Raw genomic sequence first — 21,790 nt, forward strand, 5'->3', positions numbered from 1 at the left:
AGTCTTCTCGTCGGGTTTTCGCCTCGCTATATCGTATGACGTCCGAGTTAAGGTAATTTCACAAGGTAGCTAACAGGCGATAACGGGTGACGCCCGGCCGCCCGGTTTGCCGGATTATATAACAATCGATTTCAGGCGCGGTTCCGCTTCACCCTTATCTTTTGTGCATCCCGCTCCGGGACCCAGGTGATCACCGGCTCGGGCCCCTCGACCCGAATGAGAGGAGCATCGGGTGCGTCGATCATCGCATTGCGGATCTCGAGGTGCATCGGTTCCTTGGTCGCGAAGAAGAAGACCGGCGCGGAGTTTCCCGGCGATGCTTTCACTACCGGCTGGTCGATGATGTAGCGCTTGACGCCGCCGTGGAAGGAGAAGTGCGACTTGCCGCCGGTGCCACCGTAATGGTGCGGATCAACGCTGGTGCAGCGTAAAAGTTCGCCACTGTTCCAGAGGCGATAGTTGCGCTTGTTCGCACGTGCGATGCAGTTTTCAAGGCGCACATCCGCCGATTTGAGGTCGAACCCGCCGTCGCTGCAGCCGGTGGCGACGCACGAGATATAGCGGATGCCGTGGTTGCCGCGCTCGTCTGAGAAGCCATCGCCGTTCCAGTACTTGTCCTTGGGACGCGAGGCTTCGCGGAAATCGTGGGCCTCCACCCGGGTGTAGGTAATGTCATGGGCGGTGCCGTCGAGCTGGTAGCCCACGCAGTAAAGATCGCACCGGGAACTGCCGAAGGCTTTCACGTCCTCGATCGTGCCGCTGTGCGATCCATAGCGGATGCGGGTCATGGTTCGGTCGACCTCGCGCGCGGTGACCTGGCGCACGACGAAATGGGTGAGGTCGGCCGGGACCTTCTTGTCCGAACTGGTTACTTCCAAAAAGCGGTAGAGATTGTTCGCTTCGCAGTTCTCGATCCTGAGATTGTCGATGGGTGCGCGCACGCGCACGGCGCCATTGCCTACGTCGAGGAACTTGCAGTTCTGGATAAGGGAGTTCGATTGGGCGAGGAGGCCTTCACCGCCATCGCCTTTCACGCCCTCAACGGTGCGATTGCCCTTGAAGGTCTTGCTCCTGATTGAGGTCGTGTCCCCGGCCGATAACGACCGCGAAAGGACGAGGGCAGAGAGTCCCGTGGAGGCGGTAAGAGCGGTGGTGATGACATAGCGGCGCGTGAGCTTCGATTGCATCGTCAGTTTCCCGGCAGCCAAGGATGGATGGAGAGGCCGGGGGCTCGTGTGCAGTGCAGGCAATACCTGCGGGCCCGACCTCGTGCAGCCGGGAAAGTGACGATAGCGTGCCGGGAGCGCAACCCGGGTTACGTTGAGATACGTTAAAAACTGACCAGTTGAAGCAGGGGCGCGGCCAGATGTGGGCTTCGGGCCGTCAGTTCAGGTGCGATTGGGCAGGATTGCCTTCCCTGACGGAGCCGGATCGCAAAGTTTCGGGTTTGTCAGCGGCGTTTGCGCAGAGCCTTCCAGCCGGCGGCGATGCCCACGCCGAGAGTCGCGGGAACGGCTACGAGAACCAGCGCAGCGGCGACACCTGCGGTTACGACAGCGGATCCTGCCAGGTGCAAGGCTTCGCCGACGACCTGTTCGGTCGTCTTCGAGCCATTGACCTTCGTCAATCCTGTTCCTTTGCTCATCGCGACCCTCCGCAATCCTGTGATCTCGTTCAGGCTTCAGTTCAGCCTTACTCGGGAACGGACTACCTTCATCTTCTTAACACGTTCTTAGCATTGGACTATCCGAAGGAGGGAGATATCAAGAATTTTCTGGTTGGATCCGGCTGTTTCCATGGGTGCAATGCACTTCGGGCACAGCACGCCCTTCAGCGCACCGTGCCCGAAACAGTTCAAAGTTGCGGGGCTCTCGCCCCCTCCGGTGATCAGGCCCGGCCGATCGAATAGTACGTGAAACCGGCGGCTTGGGCGAAGTCCGGCTTGTAGATGTTGCGCAGGTCGACCAGCACCGGGGCCTTGGCGAGCTGTTTCACCCGGTTGAGGTCAAGCGCGCGGAATGCATCCCATTCGGTCACGATCACGACCGCGTCGGCGCCTTCGATGGCTTCGTAGGAATTGTCGACCATCTGCACTTCGGGCATCAGCGGCTTGGCCAGTTCCATGCCCTCGGGGTCGTAGGCGGTAACGGTGACCCCGGAATCGGCGAGTGTCTGGGCTATTGCGATCGAAGGACTGTCGCGCATGTCGTCGGTGTTCGGCTTGAAGGTCAGGCCGAGCATCGCGACGCGCTTGCCGCGCGCGGCGTCGAGCCCGCCGAGCGCTTCGATGACCTTGCGGCCCATCGCCCGCTTGCGGCTGTCGTTGACCTTGGCGACTGCTTCCACGATGCGCAGGGGGCTGTCGTAGTCCTCCGCGGTCTTGAGCAGTGCGAGGGTGTCCTTCGGGAAACACGAGCCGCCGTAGCCGGGGCCGGCATGCAGGAACTTGGAGCCGATGCGGTTGTCTAGGCCGATGCCGCGGGCGACGTCCTGAACGTTGCCACCCACCTTCTCGCACAGATCGGCGATCTCGTTGATGAAGGTGATCTTGGTCGCGAGGAACGCGTTGGCGGCGTATTTGGTGATCTCCGCCGAGCGGCGGCTGACGAACAGGATCGGCGATTCGTTGAGGAACAGCGGGCGATAGACTTCCTGCATGACCTCACGGCCGAAATCGTCCTCGGCACCGATGACGATGCGGTCGGGGCGCTTGAAATCGCCGATGGCGGCGCCTTCGCGCAGGAATTCCGGGTTGGAGACGACAGCGACGCGGTGCGTGGTGCCGCTCTCCCTGAGAATGCGTTCGACTTCGTCACCGGTGCCGACGGGTACGGTCGACTTGGTGACGATCACGGCATCGTTCGACAGGCTCTCACCCACTTCGCGCGCGACCGCATAGACGAAGGAGAGATCGGCATGGCCGTCACCGCGACGCGACGGCGTGCCGACGGCGATGAAGATCGCGCTGGCGCCCTTGATCCCCTCGGCCAGGTCAGTGGTGAAGGAGAGGCGGCCTGCCTTCACGTTGTTCTCGACCAGCGCGTCGAGGCCCGGCTCATAGATGGGCATGACACCGGCATGGAGCCGGTCGATCTTCGACTGATCCTTGTCGATGCAGACCACGTCGTGTCCGAAATCGGCGAAGCAGGCGCCGGAAACCAGACCGACATAGCCGGATCCAACCATCGCAATCTTCATGTCAGTGCCACCATTTGCAAATTTTCGGGAGATCGGGGGTGAACCCTTCGCTAATTATCTACGCGAAGTCTGCGAGCAATTTCCACCTCTGAATTCGCAACTGCGAAAAAGAATGGACGACCTGTTGCAAAGCAACGGCGAACGCAGGCGCGGCGGGTCAAAACATGCGTTAACATATTGTCAGCCCTGCTGTTCCGACCTGGGACAAGGGGGCTGGTCGTGTCCGGCCTCCGCCTTTTGGGGGATTGCCGAAGGCACGGTTTCGGTATTGTTAACTGTAATTTGCACTACGTTAAGGATCGCTCCTGCGTGGTCGTGCCTGGGATCAAGACTTGCGGCTGCTGCTGATCAATCACCGCTATTTCGTGGCAAGCGGGGCGGAGCGTTACCTGTTCAACATCGAGAGGGTTCTGCAACGCGCGGGGCATGAGACCGCGGTCTTTTCGATCGATTACGAACAGAACCGCAGCAGCCCCTGGTCTTCTTATTTCACCAAGCCGATCGGCAAGGCTGACCAGGTCTACTTCGACGAGCATCGCTCCGATCCCGGATCGCTCGGGCGCAGCCTTGGCCGCCTGTTCTATTCGCGCGAGGTGGAACGGGATCTTGCCCGGCTGATCGAGGATTTCCGGCCCGACGCTGCCTACCTGATCCTGTTCTTGCGCAAGCTGTCGCCGTCCGTTCTTGTCGCGCTGCACAACGCCGGGGTACCGATCGTGGTGCGCGTCTCCGACTATGGGTACCTGTGTGCCGAGCACCATTTCCTGCGCAACGGGGAGAGCTGCACGCAATGCCTTGGTGGCCGTCTTCTGCCCGGCGTCGTGCATGGCTGCGTGCATGGCAGTCGCGTCATCTCGGCTCTCGATGCGGCAGCGACATGGTATCATCGCCGGCAGGGCTATTTCGACCTGATCGACCGGTTCGTCACGACCAACCCGTTCCTGACCGATTTCATGGTCCGCGGTGGCTTCGATCCCGCGCGGCTGGCCTGCATTCCCACATTCGCCGACGAGGAGATCTTTGCGGCGGGCGCGGGCGGTCCCGGAAAGTACCTTCTCTATGCCGGACGCCTCGACCCGTCGAAGGGCCTGGAAACACTGATCGAGGCGATGGCGATATTGAAGCGGCGTCCGGGCGATCCCCCGAAACTGCGCATCGTCGGCGGAGCGCAATACGAGGATTATCAAAAGGCGCTGGTGCGGCGTGTCGAGCGTGCCGGCCTTGCCGATTGCATCCGTTTCGAACGCCCGGTCGCGGCCGAGGATGTCGCGGGCCTGCTGGGCAATGCAACGGCTTCGATCATCCCCTCGGTCTGGTTCGAAAACCTGCCGAACTTCTATCTGGAAAGCATCAGTGCGGGGGTGCCGGTGATCGCCTCCGATCTGGGTTCGCTATCGGCAGCGATCACCGATGGCGAGGACGGCCTGCTGTTCGAGACCGGCAATGCGACGGCGCTGGCTGAATGCATCGCGCGCCTCGCGGCAGATCCGGGGCTCGACCGGCGGTTGCGCACCGCGGGGCCGCTCAAGGCCAAAGCGCAGTATTCTGCCGAAAGGCACCTCGAACTCCTGACCGACCTGTTCGCCGAAGTGATCGCGCAGGGCCGCGACCTTGCATCGCTTCAGAGTGGGTCGAGCAGGGCGAAGGCCGTGCTGGAATGACCCTGGTATCCTCCTCCGGGCAGCAGGCGTCCGAGCACGCCTTTCGCGGCGGAGAGCGGCAGAGAACCGATGACGACGGCAAGGAAAGCCGGATCGTAGCGGCCGATCGACACCGCCAGTCGCATGACGTCTTTCGTGCGGCCAAGGCGAATGGCGCGGTGAAACAGCAGGCGGCTCAGGCGATTGCGGCCCGACCGGAATGCCTTTGCAAGCTCCGGGTGGCGCGGCAGCAGGTCCGCCGTGCACAAGTCGCGCGAGCGCAGCATCTGCAGGACGTCGCTCGACATGTTGTCGGGAAGGTCGCGATAGCCGGTGAGCGGTTCGGGCACGAAGCCGAAGCAGTGATGCTCGGCGATCTCGAAATAGAGCTTCCAGTCCTCGCACCCTTGCCCGCCACGAGCGCGCAGGGTCGGATCGTAGCCGCCGGTCCTGTCGAACGCGGAGCGCCGGAACAGCGCAGAGCTGCCATTGCCGATGAAGTTGTGAAAGGCGAGGCGGGCCAGCACGTCACCTTCGTGGCGCGGCTGGTGGCGCAGCTGCACGACCTGCGATTTGCCGTCGATCAGCGCAAACCAGGTGTAGACGAGCCCCAGCCGCTCACCGCCCTGGCGAAACACGGCCAGTTGTCGTTCGATCTTGGCCGGATGCCACAGGTCGTCCGCGTCGATCGGGGCGATGAACCGGCCGGTCGAGGCCGTGATCCCGGCGTTGCGGGCTGCGGCGACACCGGCATTGGCCTGGCGCACAAGACGGATGCGCGGATCCTGCGCCGCAAGTCCCCGCACGATGGCGGGCGTGTCGTCCACCGATCCGTCGTCGACGACCACGATTTCGAGTTCGCGATGGGTCTGGGCCGCGACGCTGCGCAGCGTCTCGTCGATCGTCCGGGCCGCGTTATAGGCCGGTACGATGACGGATACGGTTTCGCTGCCGGCAGGTTCCAAGCACATCTCCATTGGCTTCGAAAGCCAGTCTGCCCGAACATCTTCGTGGGCGAAAGCACTGTCCGGCCCGATTTCGGAACCAGCGGGCGCTTCGCGGGATTGTCTGATCGAAGCGTTTCAGCATTGTCGCCGCATTGCAGCAGAAAGTCCGCCTGAAATGTCCCGCATCGCCATAGAGCACATAGACGCATCGGCCATGCCGCCTGCGCCCGTCCGCGAGACGGCACGAACGCTCGTCGTGTTCTGGTGGCAGGACGTGCCGGTGGGGCAGGTCATCGACGAAGGGCGCCCCGGCGAGCCCATCGACCTGCAGCGCCACTGGCAGGCTTTCACCTCTTCGCCCGCCCTCGCACGTGCGCGGGAGGTGGTCGGCGATCACCGTCACCCGACTCTCGATGCTTCGGTGGTGATCTGCACCCGCGACCGGCCCGATGTCCTGCGCGAATGCCTCGCCTCGCTGGTGCACCAGACTTACCGGCCCGCCGAGGTCATCGTCGTCGACAATGCCTCGGTGGACGATCGCACCCGGCACGTCGCAGAAGAGGCGGGTGTCGTCTATGTGCGCGAGGACCGGCCCGGGCTCGACATCGCCCGCAACAGCGGCGCACGCCGGGCACGTTCGACGGTCATCGCCTATACCGACGATGACGTGCGGCTTCATCCGCGCTGGCTGGAACGCCTGACGCTCGCGCTGGAAGCCGGCGATGCCATGGCCGTAACCGGGCTCGTGCTCCCGGCCGAACTGGAAACGGAGGCGCAGATCCTGTTCGAGACGCACTGGAGTTTCGGACAGGGCTATATGCCCCGCCGCTTCGACGAGAGCTTCTTCGCGGTGGACCGCCATACCGGCAGCGAAGTCTGGAAGATCGGCGCCGGGGCCAGCATGGCCTTTCACCGGCGCGCCTTCGAGATCGCCGGTTACTTCGACGAGCGCCTCGATGTCGGCGCGGCGGGCTGCTCGGGCGATTCCGAATATTGGCACCGGGTTCTCAGCCATGGCGGCGTATGCGTCTACGATCCGGCTGCAGTGGCCTTCCATGTCCACCGTCGGGAGATCGCCGGGCTTGCCTCGCAGATATACCACTACATGCGCGGTCATGCGGCGGCCCTGATGGTCCAGCATGAGCGCACCGGCAATCGCGGCAACCTGCGCCGGGCCTTCGCGATCATGCCGCGCTATTACGCCGGGCGCGCCCTGCACCGAGTGGTTCGGGGGCAGCGACCGGACAACCGGTTTCTGCGCCAGGAGATATCCGGCTATGTTGCGGGGCTGATCTACTACTGGCGCCACCGCAAGGCGCCGCAGCCGTGAGCGATATATCCGTCATCATTCCTGCCCGCGACGCCGAGGCCACGCTGGCCCGAACGCTCGACAGCCTGCTCGTACAGGAAATGCACGATTGGCACGCGGTGATCGTCAACGACGGTTCGAGCGATGCGACCGCTGCGATTGCCGGGCGCTATTGCAATAGCGACCCCCGGTTCGCCATGGTCGAGGCGGGGGGGCTGGGCCTGGCCGCCGCGCGCAATGAAGGACTGCGCCATGCGCGCGGCAGGTCGCTGTTCTTCATCGATTCCGATGACTGGATTGCGCCCGATCACCTCAAGTGGCTTTCCATCGGTCTCGCGGGCGATGCTGCGGCCGATGCCAGTTACTGCGGTTATCTGCGGGTCACACCCCGGGGGAAGGGGTTCATGCCCCGCTTCGATCCCGCTATCGCGGCCGATCCGGTGGGGACGTTCGCCCACCGCAATCCGCTGGCCCCGCATGCGGTGCTGCTCCGGCGCGACCCGGTGGAAAGCCTGGGCGGCTTCGATACGGCGTTCAGAACCTGCGAGGATTGGGACATGTGGCAAAGGCTGGCCCTGGCCGGCAGCGCCTTCGTGCCGATCCGCGACCTCCACGCGCGCTATCGCCTTCGGCCCGGTTCGCTCTCGACCGATCTCGTGCAGCTTTTCGGCGATGCGCAAAGGGTGATCGCCAGGGGCTGCTTCGAAGCGGGAGCAGCTGCCGAGGATGCCTCCACCGGTTTCGCATGGTTCGAGCTATGGTGCGCTGCCGTTGCCGCCGGACAGGACCGCGCCTGGCGCAACGACCTGCATGACTTGCCGCAGATTGCGGTCGGACCGGAAGACGTGGCGACCGCCGCGAGGATGATCCTCGAAGCCTTCTGCAGTGGTGCCTGCCGTACGCCGGGTGAACTGGTGCCGCACTGGCCGCAGGTATCGGCCAATCTGGCGCACATGCTGGAGGGCAGGATTGCCGCGCAGTCGCAACGCGCTGTCGTCGATGCCATCGCGCGGATGTTGGGCATCGTACCGGGCCGGGATGCCGAACTCGTGAGTGTCGTCATCCCGGCTTACAAGGCTGACGGCCTCATCGCGGAGACCCTGCAGAGCGTCCAGACGCAGAGCCACCGGGCGCTGGAGATCGTGGTCGTCGATGACGGTTCGCCCGACTCCACGGCGGCGCAGGTACTGAAGGTCGCGGCCGAGGATCCGCGCATCGCACTCATGCAGCAGGACAATGCCGGGGTCGCCGCCGCGCGCAATCGCGGGTGGCAGGCTGCGGCTTCGGACCTGATCGCCTTCGTCGATGCCGACGACCTGTGGGCGCCGACCAAGATCGAGCGGCAGCTCGCGGCGCTCAAGGCAGCGGGAAGGAGGGCTGGTCTCGCCTATACCTGGTATGCCCGGATCGACGGGGAGAGTTGTGTCACCAGCCTCAGCCACCGGCCGCATGCGGAAGGGGACGTGCTCCACGCGATCATGCACGGCAATTTCGTGGGCAACGGCAGCGCCGCGCTGATGACCCGAGAGGCGCTGGAACATGTCGGCGGCTTCGATTCCTCGTTGCACGAACGCGGCGCGCAAGGCTGCGAGGATCTCTCGATCTATTTCCGCATCGCCGAGAAGTTCCGCTTCGCGCTCGTGCCCGAGCCGCTGACCGGTTACCGCGTCATGGACGGTAATATGTCGAGCGACATGATGCGCATGTTGCGTTCCTTCGATCTGGTCGCGGCCGAAATGGTCGCGCGGCACCCGCAGTACCGCAAGGAGATCCGCACGGGGCGCAGGTTCTATCTCGAATGGAGCCTGTTGGCGGCGGCAGAGCGGGGCGACTTTCGCTCCATGCTGAAATTGTTGCCAGAATTCGCGGCGCAAGCTCCCTTCGCGGCGCTGGGCGTGCTATTGGCGAGAGTGCCGCGCGCGCTTGTGCGCGGCCTGCGTCAGCGGATCGCAGGACGGCCCCGGCGCAGGCAAGGCCATGGTCCGGTTCGTTTTACGATCGGCTCCTACGAGGAGAGCTATGGGCAAGGAAGCTGACACCGGGGCCGGCGGCAGGATTGCCGCTCTCAGGGATCTCAACGCGCTCCTCGCCATTGCCCCTGCGGCGAAGCGGGCCGCGCCCCTGCTCGTCATCATGGGGCTGGTCGCCTCGCTGGCGGAGACGGCTGGCATCAGCCTGATCATCGTGTTTCTCTACGCCGCGTTCGGCCAGCTCGACGATACCGGTACGGTAGCCCGCGATTTCGGGCAGGCGGCTGCCTCGATCCTCGAATGGCTGGGCGGGCCGGCCGAGCTTGCCACGGCGATCTTCGCGCTGATCGTGATGCGCGGCGTCCTCGCCTATTTCTACAACCGGATCGCGCAAGGTTTGGGTGCGCGGATCAGCGAAAAAGCCCGCAACGCGATCCACGGCGAATACCTCGGCGTCTCCTACGACTTCATCCGTCGCCATGAACAGGCCGAGCTGATGGAAGTGCTCGGGACCGACAGCTGGGGCATTGCCGCGGCCTACAATGCCTTCACCCGGCTCATCATCAACATCTGCGCGACCGCGGTTTTCGCCTTTTTCCTGTTCATGCTGTCCTGGCGGATCACCCTGATCGCCTTCATCTGCGCAGGCGCCGTCTCGTTCTTTCTCGAACGCCTGTCGCGGCCGGTGACGCAGCTGGGTGCATCGGTGAAGGCAGAGCACCAGTCGATGGGCGGGCTGATGCTGATGACCCTGCAAGGCATGCGCGCGATTCGCGCCTATGGCCGTGAGAAAGCGCAGGACGCCGCCTTCGTCAAATCCTCGGCCTCGGCGCGTGAGAGCCTGGCACGCATGGAACGGCTGTCCGCGGCGATCCGCCCGGCAACCGAAATCGGCTATCTTGCGATCATCTGCCTGATCGTGGGCGGGGCAGGCGCGCTCAAGGTCGATTTCCACGCAACGCTGACCATTGTCGCGCTGCTCTACCGCCTCCAGCCGCACTTGCAGGAATTCGCCAGCAACTCTCTTTTCCTTGCCCAGTCGGCGCCGCAGCTGCAATCGGTGCGGCGCATGATCGGGCCGGAGGGCAAGACCTACCCCGATCCGGGCATGCGGCCGATGCCCGAGACGTTTCGATCCATCGCCTTTCGCGATGTCGTGTTCGGCTACGAGGAGAAGGAGGCGCTGGACCGCGTCAGCTTCTCCATTCCTGCCGGCCGCACGACGGCGCTGGTCGGCGCCAGCGGTTCGGGCAAGACGACGATCGTCAACCTGCTCTTGCGTCTCTACCGGCCCGAAGCCGGGCAGATCCTGCTCGACGATACCGACATCGCGACGATCCGGCGCGAAGAATGGCTGCGCGCGATTGCCGTGGCCGGGCAGGACATCGATCTCGTCGAAGGCACGGTGCGCGACAATGTGCTGATGGCCCGCTCGGATGCGAACCGTGCAGCACTGGCCGATGCCTACGCGCTGTCGGGCCTCGCAGACATGCTGGCAGGGCTGGAGTACGGAGACCGCGACTGGATCGGCCAGCAGGGCCTCAACCTCTCGGGCGGCGAGCGCCAGCGCGTTGGCCTTGCCCGCGCCATTCTGCGCGATCCGGGCATCCTGATCCTCGACGAGGCGACCAGCGCGCTGGACACGGCGCTCGAAGCGCGAGTGCGCACTTGCCTCGAGCAGCGCTTTGCCGGGCGGACCGTGCTGATCATCACTCACCGGCTCGAAACGGTTCGCAATGTCGATCACGTGGTGCGTATCGGCAATGGCCGGGTTCTGGCCGAGGGGCCGCCTGCCGAAGTCTTCGGCCCCCACGCGGACGGTTCGGTTGCCGCGCTGGGCTAGGCCGGAGCTTTCTCCCGGACCGCCGTATCGGCACACTTGCGGTACCAGGCGACGGCCGTGCTCACGATCGTGTCGATGTCCGAGCGCCGGGGAATCCAGCCCAGTTCCTCGCGCGCCTTGGCGGCATTGGCGATCAGCACCGGCGGATCGCCAGCGCGGCGCGGGCCGAGTTGCGCGGGGCGGTCGACCCCGCAGATGCGCGCCACGGCTTCGGCGATTTCCAGCACGGTCGTGCCATTGCCGGTGCCCAGGTTGAAGGGATGGAAGCCCTTGCGGTCCATGATCCATTCGCCGGCCAGCACGTGGGCCGACGCCAGATCGGAGACGTGGATGTAGTCGCGCACCGCGCTGCCATCGCGTGTGTCGAAGTCGGTGCCGAAAACGGTGAAGGGCCGATCCACCGCCAGTGCGCCCTCGATCGCCAGCGGGATCGCGTGGGTCTCCGGATCGTGGCACTCACCGATCTCGCCATCGGGATCGCAGCCGGCGGCGTTGAAGTAGCGCAGCGCAACACTGTCGAGCCCATGGGCCGAGGCGTAGTCGGACAGCATCCGTTCGACCATGAACTTCGACCAGCCGTAAGGGTTGATCGGGGACTGCGGGTGGGATTCGTCGATCGGCACCCGGGTCGGCACGCCATAGCTTGCGCAAGTGCTGGAGAAGATCAGCTTGTCGATCCCCGCCGCGCGCATCCGGTCCAGCAGGGTGAAGCTGCCGATGCTGTTGTTGTGATAGTAAAGTTCGGGCTTCCTGACCGATTCCTCGACATAGGCGAAGGCGGCGAAGTGGCCGACCAGATCGGGCTTGTACTGCGCGAAGGCGGCGTCGAGCGCATCCCCATCCAGAATGTCGCCGACGACCAGTGGCCCCCAGCGGACCGCATCGGCATGGCCGCGCGAGAGGTTGTCGTATGTCACGACCCGCCAACCCGCCTCGGCAAAAGCCTTGCAGCAATGGGAGCCGACATAGCCGGCACCGCCGGTGACGAGGATCGTGCGTTGTGCGGGGGGCTTGCCGGTGATCATGCCGGTATCAGTCCTGCTTCCATGAGTTCGCGGAAATAGTCGATGGTGCGGCCGAGGCCCTCCCGGAGCGGCACCGATGGTTGCCACCCCAGTTTCTCGCGGGCGACCGTGATGTCAGGCTGGCGCTGGCGCGGATCGTCCTGCGGCAACGGGCGATACTCGAGCGCGGAGGCGCTGCCGGTCAGCTCGATCACGTTTTGCGCCAGTTCGAGCATCGTGAACTCGACCGGGTTGCCCAGATTGACCGGGCCGGTGAAATCGTCGGGCGTGTCCATCAGCGCAATCAACCCGTCGATCAGGTCGTCGACGAAGCAGAACGAGCGCGTCTGCTTTCCGTCGCCGTAGATGGTGATCGGCTCGTCGCGCAGTGCCTGCAGGATGAAGTTCGAGACCACGCGGCCGTCGTCGGGCTGCATGCGGGGGCCATAGGTGTTGAAGATGCGCGCGACCTTGATCGGCAACTGGTGCTGGCGCCGGTAATCGAAGAACAGCGTCTCGGCGCAGCGCTTGCCCTCGTCGTAGCAGGAGCGCGGGCCGATCGGATTGACGCGGCCCCAGTAATCTTCCCGCTGGGGATGGACTTCGGGATCACCGTAGATCTCCGAGGTCGAAGCCTGGAGGATCCGTGCCCCCGTGCGCTTGGCGAGGCCAAGCATGTTGATTGCGCCGTGCACGCTGGTCTTGGTCGTCTGGACGGGATCGTGCTGGTAGTGGATCGGACTGGCCGGGCAGGCGAGATTGTAGATCTCGTCCACTTCCACGTAGAGCGGGAAGGTGACGTCGTGCCGCAGGATCTCGAAGCGGTGGTTGCCGAACATCCGGGCGATGTTGTCGCGCGTGCCGGTGAAGAAGTTGTCCACGCACACGACTTCATGGTCGAGCGACAGAAGCCTCTCGCACAGGAAAGATCCCAGGAACCCGGCGCCGCCGGTTACGAGAACCCGCTTCCTGCGCGCCAAATGACGTTTCGCCATGTACCTCCGTCGTCGCCCGCCGGGCGTGCGTCAAATTTGAACCGCTCAGGTCAAGCTGGGCAACTGTTTAACGAGAGATGTCGCCTGATGTTGCCCAACCCGACAAGTGGTTGTGAAATTAAGTTAAATGACGGGCGCTTAGACAAGTTACTTGGGGGTACTCCGACAGAACGAAGCCTGCGCGCGACTATTGGAGCGCAGCCGCATCCGGAACGCTTGTTGCCGGAACCGGCGAAATTGTGGCGTAGGCACGTTCAAGGCGCCGGGCGAAGGCCGCCGGGCCATAGAGCTCGCGGGCCCGTGTCGCGGCATTCGTACCCAGTCGTGCGCGAAGCCCACCGTCCCGGATCAGGACACGCAATCCATCGCAAATGGCCTGCGGATCGGGCCGGGCGAGCACGGCGCACTCGGAGTCGAGAACCTGACTGTGGCTGAGGATATCGGTGGCCAGAATGGCCCGGCCCGATGCCATGTAGCCATAGACCTTCATTGGCGTGTTGACGCCCTTGAGACGCGGCGAGCACAGGATGTCGGCCTGCGCGAGATAAGCTCCCAGCGCGTCGAGGTTGCGCTGACCGAGGAATCGCACGCGCTCGGCAATCTTCAGGCCGCTCGTCTTCGCACGGTAGCCTGAGACCATTTCCGGCGTGCCGCCGATGACCGCCAGGTTGCAGGCTTCCTCGGGGGGCAGCCGACGAAAGGCTTCCAGCAGCAGGTCGATCCCCTGATAGCGCTCCAGATTGCCGACGTAGAGCGCGAGGGGGGCAGGCGTAACGAATAGGGTGCGCAGGTCCTCGATCTCGCACCCATCCGGCGCGTCCGGCGCAAAGGCGACGTCGGGGAGGAGGTGGACTTTTGCCGCGGAGGTCGCCTTCTCGGCCCGCTCGGCAATGGCCTGACAGACCGGCAGGATGAGATCGGCGCGGCGGATCGCCTGGCGCTCGAACCACTGCAGCGGCGGTAGCAGGACGCGGGCGGCTGGCCACTTTTCCGCGATCTGGTCGGGCATCAGCGAGTCCATGTCGTAGACGACCCTGAACTTGCCGGCCGCGCGGCAGGCAAGGGCGATGAACACGGCCTCTTCCACGGCATGGACGACATCGTAGTCGCCTTGCCGCACCTGTCGCAGGGCCGCTGCCGCCAGCCACGCATCGCAAACCAGCTTCTTGGCGGAGAAGCCGATGGGCACATTGCTGATGCCGAAGCCGGGCCGGATGCGCAGGATCCGCGCGCCGGGGATCTCCACTTCGGCGCCCTCGTGGTAGGTCAGGAGGTCGACCTCATGCCCCTGTTCGCACAGGACGGTGACGGCCTGGCGCACGGCGATCGGCGTGCCGCGTTCGACAAAGAAGGGGTGGGGTGCGAGGAACAGGATCCTCATCGCGCTGCCTTGCGGGGGGCGAGGCGCAGGCGTGTCTGGTCACGCAGGAACCGCATGGGGGAGGCGAGGCTGCCGTAAGGCGTCAGCTCCGTCGCGGGATCGCGCAGGGCCTCCAGCAATGCCTCTGCCGGGCGTTCGGCCGGAAGGGTGCCGTCGAGGAGGAAGCCGAAGCGCCCGATGGTCCCGCTCGATCCTGGCAGGGGGAGGGGGTCGGACCCGGCGAGTACGCGCCTCTTTCCGGAAAAGCGCGCAACCCTCCAGAAGCCGGGACGTCCGCCGTTGTCGCCGAGCAGGAGCGCGGGGTCGTCCTGTAGCAGGCGATCGACGAGGCCGCCGCGCGCGCCGAGCCACTTGCCCACGCCCCAGGGCAGGACCGGTAAGGCCCGTGCGGCATGGATGGCCGCGACGATCTCGCCCGCAGGTTTGCGTTCCAGCGCCATGGCGGAAGAGAAGCCCAGGCCGAGAACTTCCAGCCCCTCGGCACTGACGATCTGCCGCCCGGCGACGACAAGCAGGCGGCGGCCATCGTCGAGCCAGAGCGAATGCGCTTCCCCGGTCTGCACCAGCCTGCCCCGCAAGTGCCGGAATACGGCGAAGCCCTCGCGCTCGACCAGCATGCATACGCCCGTCTGCGCTTGCGGTGCCGCCTGTGCGAAGTTCCGCGCGGCGGCTTCGAGCGTGGAGAGGGCATCCCCCTCGTCATGGAGGTGGACGTGGGCGTCCACGGCGATGCGATGGGGCGCCGATGGTCGGGTCATGCCGCGCGCCGCGCCTCTTCCGGCCAGAGCCGCTGTGCGGCATCGATGCTGAGCAGGGGCGCGGTCGTGAGCTTCGAGCCGAGGACATGGCACAGGCCTGCTGGGCCCGGCGCCGAGATCGTGTCGGCGGCGCTCAGGGTCCGGCCGGTCCCGTCGGTATCGGGGAGCAGTCCGGGCATCACCGCGCGCACGCCTGCTTCGGTAATGCCGTAGCCCGGCAGCGCCCTGTCCAGCACTTCGAGGAAGGCGTCGATATCGGCAGGCATGACTTCCGGTTCGCGCGCGCCGGGGGCTGGGCGATAGTAAGTGCCGGCAAAGGTGCCGCCCTCGTACGGACGCAGGAAATAGCTGCGGCCCTTGCCCGGCGTTTCGGATACCGCCAGCGCGGCATCGCCCGGGAAGGGCATGTCGAGCACGAGATTGAAGGCGAGCGCCGCCGTGCTGGCGGCCTGTGGCTCCTGCGGCCAGCGCGAGGACCACGATCCGGCGCAGATCGCCACGCGGGGCGTTGCGATTTCCTGCACGGTCCCATCGGCGCGGGTGACCTTGAGGCCCGCAATGCGGTTGTCGGCAACGATCAGGTCGCCCGCCTCGGTCTCCTCCAGCAGCGACGCCCCGCTGGCGCCGGCATCGGCAAGGATCGTGCGCAGCAGCGTTTCCATGTCGTCCGTCACCAGATCGTGCCACAAGGCCGCACCCACGAGATGGCGTCGGGGCAGGTCATAGGCCCTGGCGATCTCCTCTGCCCCGAGAAGCTGCAGCCCGGGCAGTCGGCGCGCAAGGCCGGTGCCGCGATAGAGGCAGGCTTCCAGCGCCGACGCGGCGCGAAATGCCATCGGTGAGCGCATGGTATGGCGATAGAGCGGCATTGCACAGGCCAGCGGACGGACGTGATCGGGGTAATTGTCGAGAAACCACGCCTGCGCCTGCCGGGAGCGTCGCCAGCGCCCGATGCTAAGGCCCTGCAGGTAGCGCAGGCCGCCATGGATGATGCCGTAGCTGTTGCCCGTCGCACCGCTGCCAACCTTGCCGCGTTCCACCACGAGCGGCGTCAGCCCGGAACGCGCGGCGGCAAGCGCCATCGTTGCTCCCTGCATTCCGGCTCCGACAATCACGACATCGGGTTGATGCATCAAGCCTCGTCCGGGTGGGTCACGATCTTCTCTATCTTGTAGGCGCTGCGGCTGGGATTGCGAGTGAAGATGATGATTTCGGCGATCAGGCCAACGGCCGCGATCTGGATGCCGAGCACGATCATCAGCACGGTGAGCAGCAGGGCCGGGCGGTCGGCCAGTTCCATGCCTGCGGTCTGCCGCTGGATGAGGATGTAGATGCCCATGGCGACGCCGATGGCGATGCATCCCGCGCCTACCGATCCGAAGAAGCGGAACGGCTTGCGCATGAAGCGGGTCAGGAAGCCCAGCGCGATGAGATCGAGAAACACGCTGAAATAGGTGATCGCGCGGTGCATGCGGATCTTCTGGTCCGAACGCGACTGGGGCATGCAGACCTGTTCGACCTTGTAGCCCAAGCCTTCGGCCAGCAGCGGCAGGAACGGGTGCTGCTCATGGTGCACCTGCAGGTCGTCGAAGACGCGGCGGCGGAATGCGCGCACGACGCAGCCGGGATCCTTGAAGCGCGATCCGGCCATGCGGGCGAGGGCTTCGAAGCTCCAGCCGCGCAGGCGGCTGAGCACGTTGTCGGTGCTGCGGTCGCGATAGGCTGAGACGACGTCCGCGTTCTCCAGCTTGTCGAGCAGGGTCGGCAGGCTTTCAGGCGCGGTCTGCAGGTACGCCGGCAGGATCAGGATGGTCTCGCCGCGGGCGTGGCGCACTCCTTCCAGCAGGCAGGCGACCTGGCCGAAGGGCCGGTTGAAGCGCACGATGTTGAGCGGGAACCCGCGATCGCCGACCGCGGCCAGTTCCTCGGCATAGTCCTCGAAGGGGCCGTCGAGGACGTAGATGAACTCGAACGACTTGTTCGTCCGCATCAGCACGTCGTGATAAGCCCGCCATACGGCCTCGGCCGGTTCCGTGCGGTCGATCACCGGGATGATGACGGAGATGTCGATGGTGAGATCGGGCGGGGCCATCGTGTTCATAGTTCCTCCTGCGGGGCAGGGTTGAGCAGCTTGAGCCGCGACGAGAGTTTGGCTGCGATCACGGCATATCTGCCCACGTTGGGTTCGACTGCGGCGAAAAGCCCTCCGGCCAGGCCCCAGACGACAAGGAACAGGGTGAGCGAGAAGAGCACCATGGCGATGCCGCCGGCCACGACAAGGCTCTTCGGCTGGCCGAATATCACGTAGCCGAAGGCCAGCAGGTCGAGCAGCAACGACAGGCCCACGACTTTCAGGTGCCAGGTCAGCGGCGCACGGGCGTAGCTGAGCAGTACGCGGATCGTGACGATGTCCAGCATCACTTTCTGGATGCGCGAGAAGCCGTACTTCGAAACACCGAATTGCCGCGGGCGGTGGTTCACTTCCAGCTCTACCAGGCGCGCGCCCGCGAGTTGTGAAAGGGCTGGAATGAAGCGGTGCATCTCGCCATACATGGGAATGCCCTTGATCAGCTCCGCCCTGTAGGCCTTGAGCGAGCAGCCGCTGTCACGCACGGCGATGCCCATGATGTAGGTCATGATGCGATTGGCGATCTTGGAAATGAAGACGCGGGCGCCACCGTCCTTGCGCTTGCGCCGCCAGCCGATCGCGATGTCGTAGCCTTCCTCGATCCTTTCGAGCAGGCGGGGGATGTCTTCGGGATCGTTCTGGAGGTCGCCGTCCATCGTCACCAGCACGTCCCCGCGCGCGACTTCGACGCCCGCTGCCATGGCGGCGGTCTGGCCGTAGTTGCGACGGAACTTGACGACGCGCACGCGCGGGTCGCGCTCAACCAGAGCGGCGGCGCGTTCGTATGTCCGGTCCTTGCTGCCGTCGTCGACCAACACCAGCTCGAAATCGAAATCCCGGCCGCTCAATGCGTGATCGACCGCCCGATAGAGCGGTTCGACGTTCTCCTCTTCGTCGTACACCGGCACGATGACGGAGATTAGAGCCATGCGTTACCCCCACCAATACTCGAAACAGCGAATAACTTGCGACCCGAGTTGGTATTTGCGTATGGCTAACGAACAATTGTGTTGTTCTGACTTCTTCAAACCTACGTAACGATATATACCCTGAGAGATGTATTAGCCATATTCGGGTTATTCTATGCTTGCGAGGTATGTTGATTGTGCAAAGCGTAGTATTAACATTATATAATTAATCGTGATCTAGCGATTTTATAAAGAACGGTTTCGGTATGATCGCTGATGATGTGAAGTCATTCTATATCGTAGGAATTTTAGTCCTGTCAATTAATCCACAAGGCTATGTCGGCGTCTCGAAATTGCCCGACGAGGGTCGATCCGGGCATGCGAAGATTATGCCCGGAGTGAGGATCAACGCATTCATCAATTAGCCAACTCCGGTCGCAGGAATGGTGGCCGTGGCGGTTGGCACCGGGGAATTCTTGCAGGCTCGGCCTCGCCGCCGGCCAGTGCAGATCCCTACTCGACGAAACCGCGCGTCAACGCTCGCCGGGCCAGCAATGCCGGCGCAATCGTGCTGAGGAGGCAGCCGGCCGCGCTTCCGCTGATCAGGCCGGCGAGGCCCCATTGCGCCCCGATCCAGGCGCCCAGCAGGCAAGTGGCAATCGTCAGCCAGTTCATCCAGCTTAGCTTGCGGATTTCCTCGGCGGTGCCGCAGGCGACCACGGCCGCGCGCGGCAGGCCCTCGATCAGCTTCGCGGCACCGTTGAGGCAGGCCATGAGAACCAGCAGTCGATCAAGTTCATAGCGCCCGCCGGTGAAGATGGTGGCGACGAGGGGCGCAAGCATGACTACGACAATGGTGGCGAGCACCATGGTCACCCCCAGCGACCGGGTTTCCTGTGCGAATAATGCAAAGCGGTCTGCCCGCTGCGATGCGGCGCGCAGTCGGGGCGTCAGGGCAAAGCTGGATCCGGATCGCAGCAGGCGGAACGGGAAAATCGCGACCGATGCGACCACTGCGAACATGGCGAGCGCGCGGTAGTCCAGCGCCTGCGGGATGACGAAGCGCTCGATCTGGACGAGAACCGATCCCGCTCCGGCCGTCACCATCAGCGAAAAGGCTTCGCCGCGCGGCACCCGGTCGGGCTTCTCGTCGCCAAGGCCGCAAAAGCGAATGAAGGCGTACCAGCTCAGGGCCGCCGCCAAGGCGCAGCCTGCGGCAAGGATCAGCAGGACCGGCAGGTCCGATCCCAGCCTAAGGACAAGGCCCAGCCCGCCGGCCAGCAGCAGCGCCCAACTGGCGACGTTCGTGGCCACGAGCGGAACGGCGGTCCAGTCGTGACGGCGCAGACCCATGCTGGCCGCCATTGCGAGGCCCCCGCCCACGATCGCCGCGCCCAGCAGTAATCCGGACAGGGCCGGGAGGTCATAGAACTGCACGGTGCCGATCGTGGCAATCGCGGCAATGCCGCTGCATGAAAGGAATGCGCGCAACAGCAGGCGAGCGCCCGGATCCAGCCGGCGGCGCAGCAGCACCTGATCCAGCCCGAGCGGAGCAAGCCAGATGAACACGTTGTAGACCGCGATCGACAGGGAGAGCTGTCCGAACGCGGCAGGGGGCAGGACGCCTGCCAACAACAGGTTGCCGAAAGTGAATGCGGCCCCGGCGAAGGCGAAGCCGAGACTGGCGAGCAGAGACCGGGAGCGCAGCAGCGAATGGATCATTCCGCGCGCCCGTGCATGGCCGGAGCGGGGAGCAGGACCTTCGTTCGGGATCGTCATCGCGGGGGCAGAAGCCCGGTCTCCCGGTACCATGCAACCGTGCGCCTGAAGCCCTCGTCGATGTCGATCTGGGGCCGGTAACCCATGAGGCGTTCCGCCTTGGCGCTGGTGAAGGCGCGGTTGTGCTTGAAGAAGGTCAGGCGGCGGCGATGGAGCGGTGGCTCGACGCCCAGCGGCGTGCAGATTGCTTCTACCAGTCGGGCCAGTTGGTGCATGGCCTTGTAGGGAATGTGCAGGGCAGGAGGCTTGCGTCCAATCGCCCGCGCCGCCGCTCCCACGTAGTCGCGCAAAGGCAAGAAGCGCGGACCGCCGATGATGAAAGTCTCGCCCGGGGCCTGCTCGCTGTCCATGGCAAGGACGAAACCTTCGACGAGGTCATCGATGTAGACCGGGTGAAAGTTGGCCGACCCGTCGCCGACGAAGAAGAAGGTCCCGCGCTGGACCATCCGGAACATCTTGAGCATGCGCGTATCGCCCGGGCCGTAGATGCCGCAGGGTCGGATGATCACGATTTCCAACCCGCCGCGCCCCATTTCCTCGCGGCAGAAGGCTTCGGACAGCAGCTTGCTTTCCTGGTACGGGTCGCGCGGGCTGAACGGCGCGGTTTCGTCCGAGGGACTGTCATCGACACTGCCATGCACGCCGATGGTCGAGCAATCGACGAACCGGCGCACGCCGGCGGCCCGACAGGCTGCGACCAGGGACCTGGTGCCTTCGAAATTGACGGCGACGAATTCCTCCGGGCTGCCTTCCTTGCGGTACATGGCGGCAATGTGAAAGACCGTGTCGCAGCCCTCGACAAGGCGGGCGAGCGCGGTTTCATCCTGCAGGTCGCCTTCGATGCGCAGGATTCCGGGATGGTCGGGCAGGGTGGAGCCGGGCCGCGCAAGGGCGCGCACCCGCAGGCCGTCCCGAGCGAGGCGCAGGGCGAGTGCCTTGCCGGTGAAGCCGGTTGCGCCAGTGACGGCGACGGTACGGGGATCGCTCATCAATCCTCGCGATCGAACCGGGCGAGCACCGGATTGCCGACGAGGCCGGTCAGGCCCGCCTTTCGCATCAGACCTTCGGCCTGCTGCGTCAACGCCGCCTTGGGCAGGGCGCGGTGCAGGGCCATGGGCAGGACGAACTGCCGCCACTCACGGGTCTGCCTGAAGCCATGGCTGGCAAAGGCCTTGCGCACCTCTCCCCCGAAGAAGCTGCGGTAGGTGCGTGTGTTCTTCTCGATCCGCTTCTTCAGCGGAAAGGTGAGCAGCGATAGCGCGTTGACGCTGGAATAGACCGGAAAATCGATGATCACCGTCTTGTCTGCGACCCGGCAAAGCTCGGCGACGAGGCGCGGCCAGTCGTCGATATGGGCCATCAGCCGCACGCTCGTGACGACATCGAACTTCCGGTCCGCGAAGGGCATCTGCAGCAGGTCGCAGGCCACGAAATCGATGGCGGGCGCGCCGTCATGGCGTGCGAGCCGCATCCCGCAGCTGGCATCGCTTCCCGCGACCGTTACGCGATATCCGGCGCATGCCAGTGGAGGAGCCAGTTGGGCATGGCCGCCGCCAACGTCGAGGACGGTCGATGCGGGCGGAACGGGCGGCTGTTCCAGTAGCGAAAAGAGGCCCCGTTCCTGTACGCCGAGCAGGTATTCGCCCACCTTGCCGCGGAACCGGGAGGCATAGCCATCGGAGGAGGTCTCGATGTCGGGCGGCTCGCCGACATGGGCAACGAGACCTGCAACTGCCTTGTTCATCACGGTGTTATCCGATTGCGGGAGAGAAGACCTGCGATCTTGGCGACCCATGCGCGAGGGCATTCAATCAGACGGCTCGCGGATTGGCAATCTTGCAACACGCGGTACTACGTTTGGGTACAAGCAACGGATTTGCAAGCAATAGTCGTCGGCAATTGCGGTGGGACCGGGCCAGGTCGCGGCAGG

The 21,790-nt window shown here is 64.7% G+C and carries 18 protein-coding genes; 4 read left to right on the plus strand and 14 right to left on the minus strand.

Going from position 1 to position 21,790, the window contains the following annotated elements; all coding sequences use genetic code 11:
* Nucleotides 1-131 precede the first annotated feature (131 nt).
* The 3 genes from SPHV1_RS08355 to SPHV1_RS08360 all read right to left on the minus strand — a co-directional run bounded on the left by SPHV1_RS08355 (nt 132) and on the right by SPHV1_RS08360 (nt 3,198).
* Complete coding sequence (locus SPHV1_RS08355; RefSeq protein ID WP_054945581.1) at nt 132-1,187, minus strand: hypothetical protein; 1,056 nt, start codon at nt 1,185-1,187, stop codon at nt 132-134.
* Between the two features lie 263 nt (nt 1,188-1,450).
* The gene (locus SPHV1_RS24910; RefSeq protein ID WP_139384033.1) at nt 1,451-1,645 is read right to left on the minus strand and encodes a hypothetical protein; all 195 of its coding nucleotides are present in this window, start codon (nt 1,643-1,645) and stop codon (nt 1,451-1,453) included.
* 242 nt (nt 1,646-1,887) lie between these two features.
* Nucleotides 1,888-3,198, minus strand: a complete 1,311-nt coding sequence (locus SPHV1_RS08360) for a UDP-glucose/GDP-mannose dehydrogenase family protein (protein ID WP_054945582.1) — start codon at nt 3,196-3,198, stop codon at nt 1,888-1,890.
* 332 nt (nt 3,199-3,530) lie between these two features.
* Here SPHV1_RS08360 and SPHV1_RS08365 point away from each other — a divergent pair, with 332 nt between their 5' ends.
* Entirely contained in the window at nt 3,531-4,859 is a 1,329-nt protein-coding gene (locus SPHV1_RS08365) for a glycosyltransferase family 4 protein (RefSeq protein ID WP_054945583.1), read from the plus strand.
* On the opposite strand, the gene SPHV1_RS08370 is transcribed toward SPHV1_RS08365, so the two are convergent.
* The gene (locus SPHV1_RS08370) at nt 4,820-5,809 is read right to left on the minus strand and encodes a glycosyltransferase family 2 protein (protein WP_231634588.1); all 990 of its coding nucleotides are present in this window, start codon (nt 5,807-5,809) and stop codon (nt 4,820-4,822) included. The genes SPHV1_RS08365 and SPHV1_RS08370 overlap by 40 nt on opposite strands.
* A 151-nt stretch (nt 5,810-5,960) precedes the next feature.
* Between SPHV1_RS08370 and SPHV1_RS08375 the strand changes: the two genes are divergently transcribed.
* From SPHV1_RS08375 to SPHV1_RS08385, 3 genes are read left to right on the plus strand one after another with little or no spacing between them, the layout of a single operon-like run.
* Nucleotides 5,961-7,115, plus strand: a complete 1,155-nt coding sequence (locus SPHV1_RS08375; RefSeq protein WP_054945585.1) for a glycosyltransferase family 2 protein — start codon at nt 5,961-5,963, stop codon at nt 7,113-7,115.
* Nucleotides 7,112-9,130, plus strand: coding sequence for a glycosyltransferase (locus tag SPHV1_RS24350; RefSeq protein WP_082430909.1), 2,019 nt, complete (start codon nt 7,112-7,114; stop codon nt 9,128-9,130). The genes SPHV1_RS08375 and SPHV1_RS24350 overlap by 4 nt, the downstream gene beginning before the upstream one ends.
* Nucleotides 9,114-10,907 carry an ABC transporter ATP-binding protein gene (locus SPHV1_RS08385; protein WP_054945586.1) on the plus strand — a complete coding sequence of 598 codons (1,794 nt, stop codon included), beginning with the start codon at nt 9,114-9,116 and terminating at the stop codon, nt 10,905-10,907. The genes SPHV1_RS24350 and SPHV1_RS08385 overlap by 17 nt, the downstream gene beginning before the upstream one ends.
* Here SPHV1_RS08385 and galE read toward each other — a convergent pair.
* From galE to SPHV1_RS08435, 10 genes are all read right to left on the minus strand, one after another.
* Nucleotides 10,904-11,932, minus strand: coding sequence for a UDP-glucose 4-epimerase GalE (galE, locus tag SPHV1_RS08390; RefSeq protein ID WP_054945587.1), 1,029 nt, complete (start codon nt 11,930-11,932; stop codon nt 10,904-10,906). The genes SPHV1_RS08385 and galE overlap by 4 nt on opposite strands.
* Nucleotides 11,929-12,906, minus strand: a complete 978-nt coding sequence (locus SPHV1_RS08395) for a UDP-glucuronic acid decarboxylase family protein (RefSeq protein ID WP_054945588.1) — start codon at nt 12,904-12,906, stop codon at nt 11,929-11,931. Before SPHV1_RS08395 ends, galE begins: the two co-directional genes overlap by 4 nt.
* A gap of 187 nt (nt 12,907-13,093) precedes the next feature.
* Nucleotides 13,094-14,287 (minus strand): glycosyltransferase family 4 protein, encoded by a 1,194-nt coding sequence (locus SPHV1_RS08400; protein ID WP_054945589.1) that lies wholly within the window; start codon nt 14,285-14,287, stop codon nt 13,094-13,096.
* Nucleotides 14,284-15,045 (minus strand): hypothetical protein, encoded by a 762-nt coding sequence (locus SPHV1_RS08405; RefSeq protein ID WP_231634589.1) that lies wholly within the window; start codon nt 15,043-15,045, stop codon nt 14,284-14,286. Before SPHV1_RS08405 ends, SPHV1_RS08400 begins: the two co-directional genes overlap by 4 nt.
* Complete coding sequence (locus SPHV1_RS08410) at nt 15,042-16,178, minus strand: FAD-dependent oxidoreductase (protein ID WP_054945590.1); 1,137 nt, start codon at nt 16,176-16,178, stop codon at nt 15,042-15,044. The genes SPHV1_RS08405 and SPHV1_RS08410 overlap by 4 nt, the downstream gene beginning before the upstream one ends.
* Complete coding sequence (locus tag SPHV1_RS08415) at nt 16,178-17,146, minus strand: glycosyltransferase (RefSeq protein ID WP_054945591.1); 969 nt, start codon at nt 17,144-17,146, stop codon at nt 16,178-16,180. Before SPHV1_RS08415 ends, SPHV1_RS08410 begins: the two co-directional genes overlap by 1 nt.
* Nucleotides 17,143-18,102, minus strand: coding sequence for a glycosyltransferase family 2 protein (locus SPHV1_RS08420; RefSeq protein ID WP_054945592.1), 960 nt, complete (start codon nt 18,100-18,102; stop codon nt 17,143-17,145). Before SPHV1_RS08420 ends, SPHV1_RS08415 begins: the two co-directional genes overlap by 4 nt.
* Before the next feature lie 492 nt (nt 18,103-18,594).
* Entirely contained in the window at nt 18,595-19,803 is a 1,209-nt protein-coding gene (locus SPHV1_RS08425) for a hypothetical protein (protein WP_139384035.1), read from the minus strand.
* 53 nt (nt 19,804-19,856) lie between these two features.
* Complete coding sequence (locus tag SPHV1_RS08430; protein ID WP_082430910.1) at nt 19,857-20,849, minus strand: NAD(P)-dependent oxidoreductase; 993 nt, start codon at nt 20,847-20,849, stop codon at nt 19,857-19,859.
* Entirely contained in the window at nt 20,849-21,604 is a 756-nt protein-coding gene (locus tag SPHV1_RS08435) for a methyltransferase domain-containing protein (protein ID WP_054945595.1), read from the minus strand. The genes SPHV1_RS08430 and SPHV1_RS08435 overlap by 1 nt, the downstream gene beginning before the upstream one ends.
* Nucleotides 21,605-21,790: the final 186 nt, after the last annotated feature.

It is taken from the genome of Novosphingobium sp. KN65.2, assembly GCF_001368935.1.
Lineage (GTDB): Bacteria > Pseudomonadota > Alphaproteobacteria > Sphingomonadales > Sphingomonadaceae > Novosphingobium > Novosphingobium mathurense.

Coding starts and splice junctions, on each gene's coding strand:
- SPHV1_RS08410 (WP_054945590.1), bottom strand. CDS start 16,178: ATGCATCAACCCGATGTCGTGATTGTCGGAGCCGGAATGCAGGGAGCA.
- SPHV1_RS08370 (WP_231634588.1), bottom strand. CDS start 5,809: ATGTGCTTGGAACCTGCCGGCAGCGAAACCGTATCCGTCATCGTACCG.
- SPHV1_RS08355 (WP_054945581.1), bottom strand. CDS start 1,187: ATGCAATCGAAGCTCACGCGCCGCTATGTCATCACCACCGCTCTTACC.
- SPHV1_RS24910 (WP_139384033.1), bottom strand. CDS start 1,645: ATGAGCAAAGGAACAGGATTGACGAAGGTCAATGGCTCGAAGACGACC.
- SPHV1_RS08395 (WP_054945588.1), bottom strand. CDS start 12,906: ATGGCGAAACGTCATTTGGCGCGCAGGAAGCGGGTTCTCGTAACCGGC.
- SPHV1_RS08375 (WP_054945585.1), top strand. CDS start 5,961: ATGTCCCGCATCGCCATAGAGCACATAGACGCATCGGCCATGCCGCCT.
- SPHV1_RS08420 (WP_054945592.1), bottom strand. CDS start 18,102: ATGGCTCTAATCTCCGTCATCGTGCCGGTGTACGACGAAGAGGAGAAC.
- SPHV1_RS08385 (WP_054945586.1), top strand. CDS start 9,114: ATGGGCAAGGAAGCTGACACCGGGGCCGGCGGCAGGATTGCCGCTCTC.
- SPHV1_RS08405 (WP_231634589.1), bottom strand. CDS start 15,045: ATGACCCGACCATCGGCGCCCCATCGCATCGCCGTGGACGCCCACGTC.
- SPHV1_RS08400 (WP_054945589.1), bottom strand. CDS start 14,287: ATGAGGATCCTGTTCCTCGCACCCCACCCCTTCTTTGTCGAACGCGGC.
- SPHV1_RS08425 (WP_139384035.1), bottom strand. CDS start 19,803: ATGATCCATTCGCTGCTGCGCTCCCGGTCTCTGCTCGCCAGTCTCGGC.
- SPHV1_RS08430 (WP_082430910.1), bottom strand. CDS start 20,849: ATGAGCGATCCCCGTACCGTCGCCGTCACTGGCGCAACCGGCTTCACC.
- galE (WP_054945587.1), bottom strand. CDS start 11,932: ATGATCACCGGCAAGCCCCCCGCACAACGCACGATCCTCGTCACCGGC.
- SPHV1_RS08435 (WP_054945595.1), bottom strand. CDS start 21,604: ATGAACAAGGCAGTTGCAGGTCTCGTTGCCCATGTCGGCGAGCCGCCC.
- SPHV1_RS08415 (WP_054945591.1), bottom strand. CDS start 17,146: ATGAACACGATGGCCCCGCCCGATCTCACCATCGACATCTCCGTCATC.
- SPHV1_RS08360 (WP_054945582.1), bottom strand. CDS start 3,198: ATGAAGATTGCGATGGTTGGATCCGGCTATGTCGGTCTGGTTTCCGGC.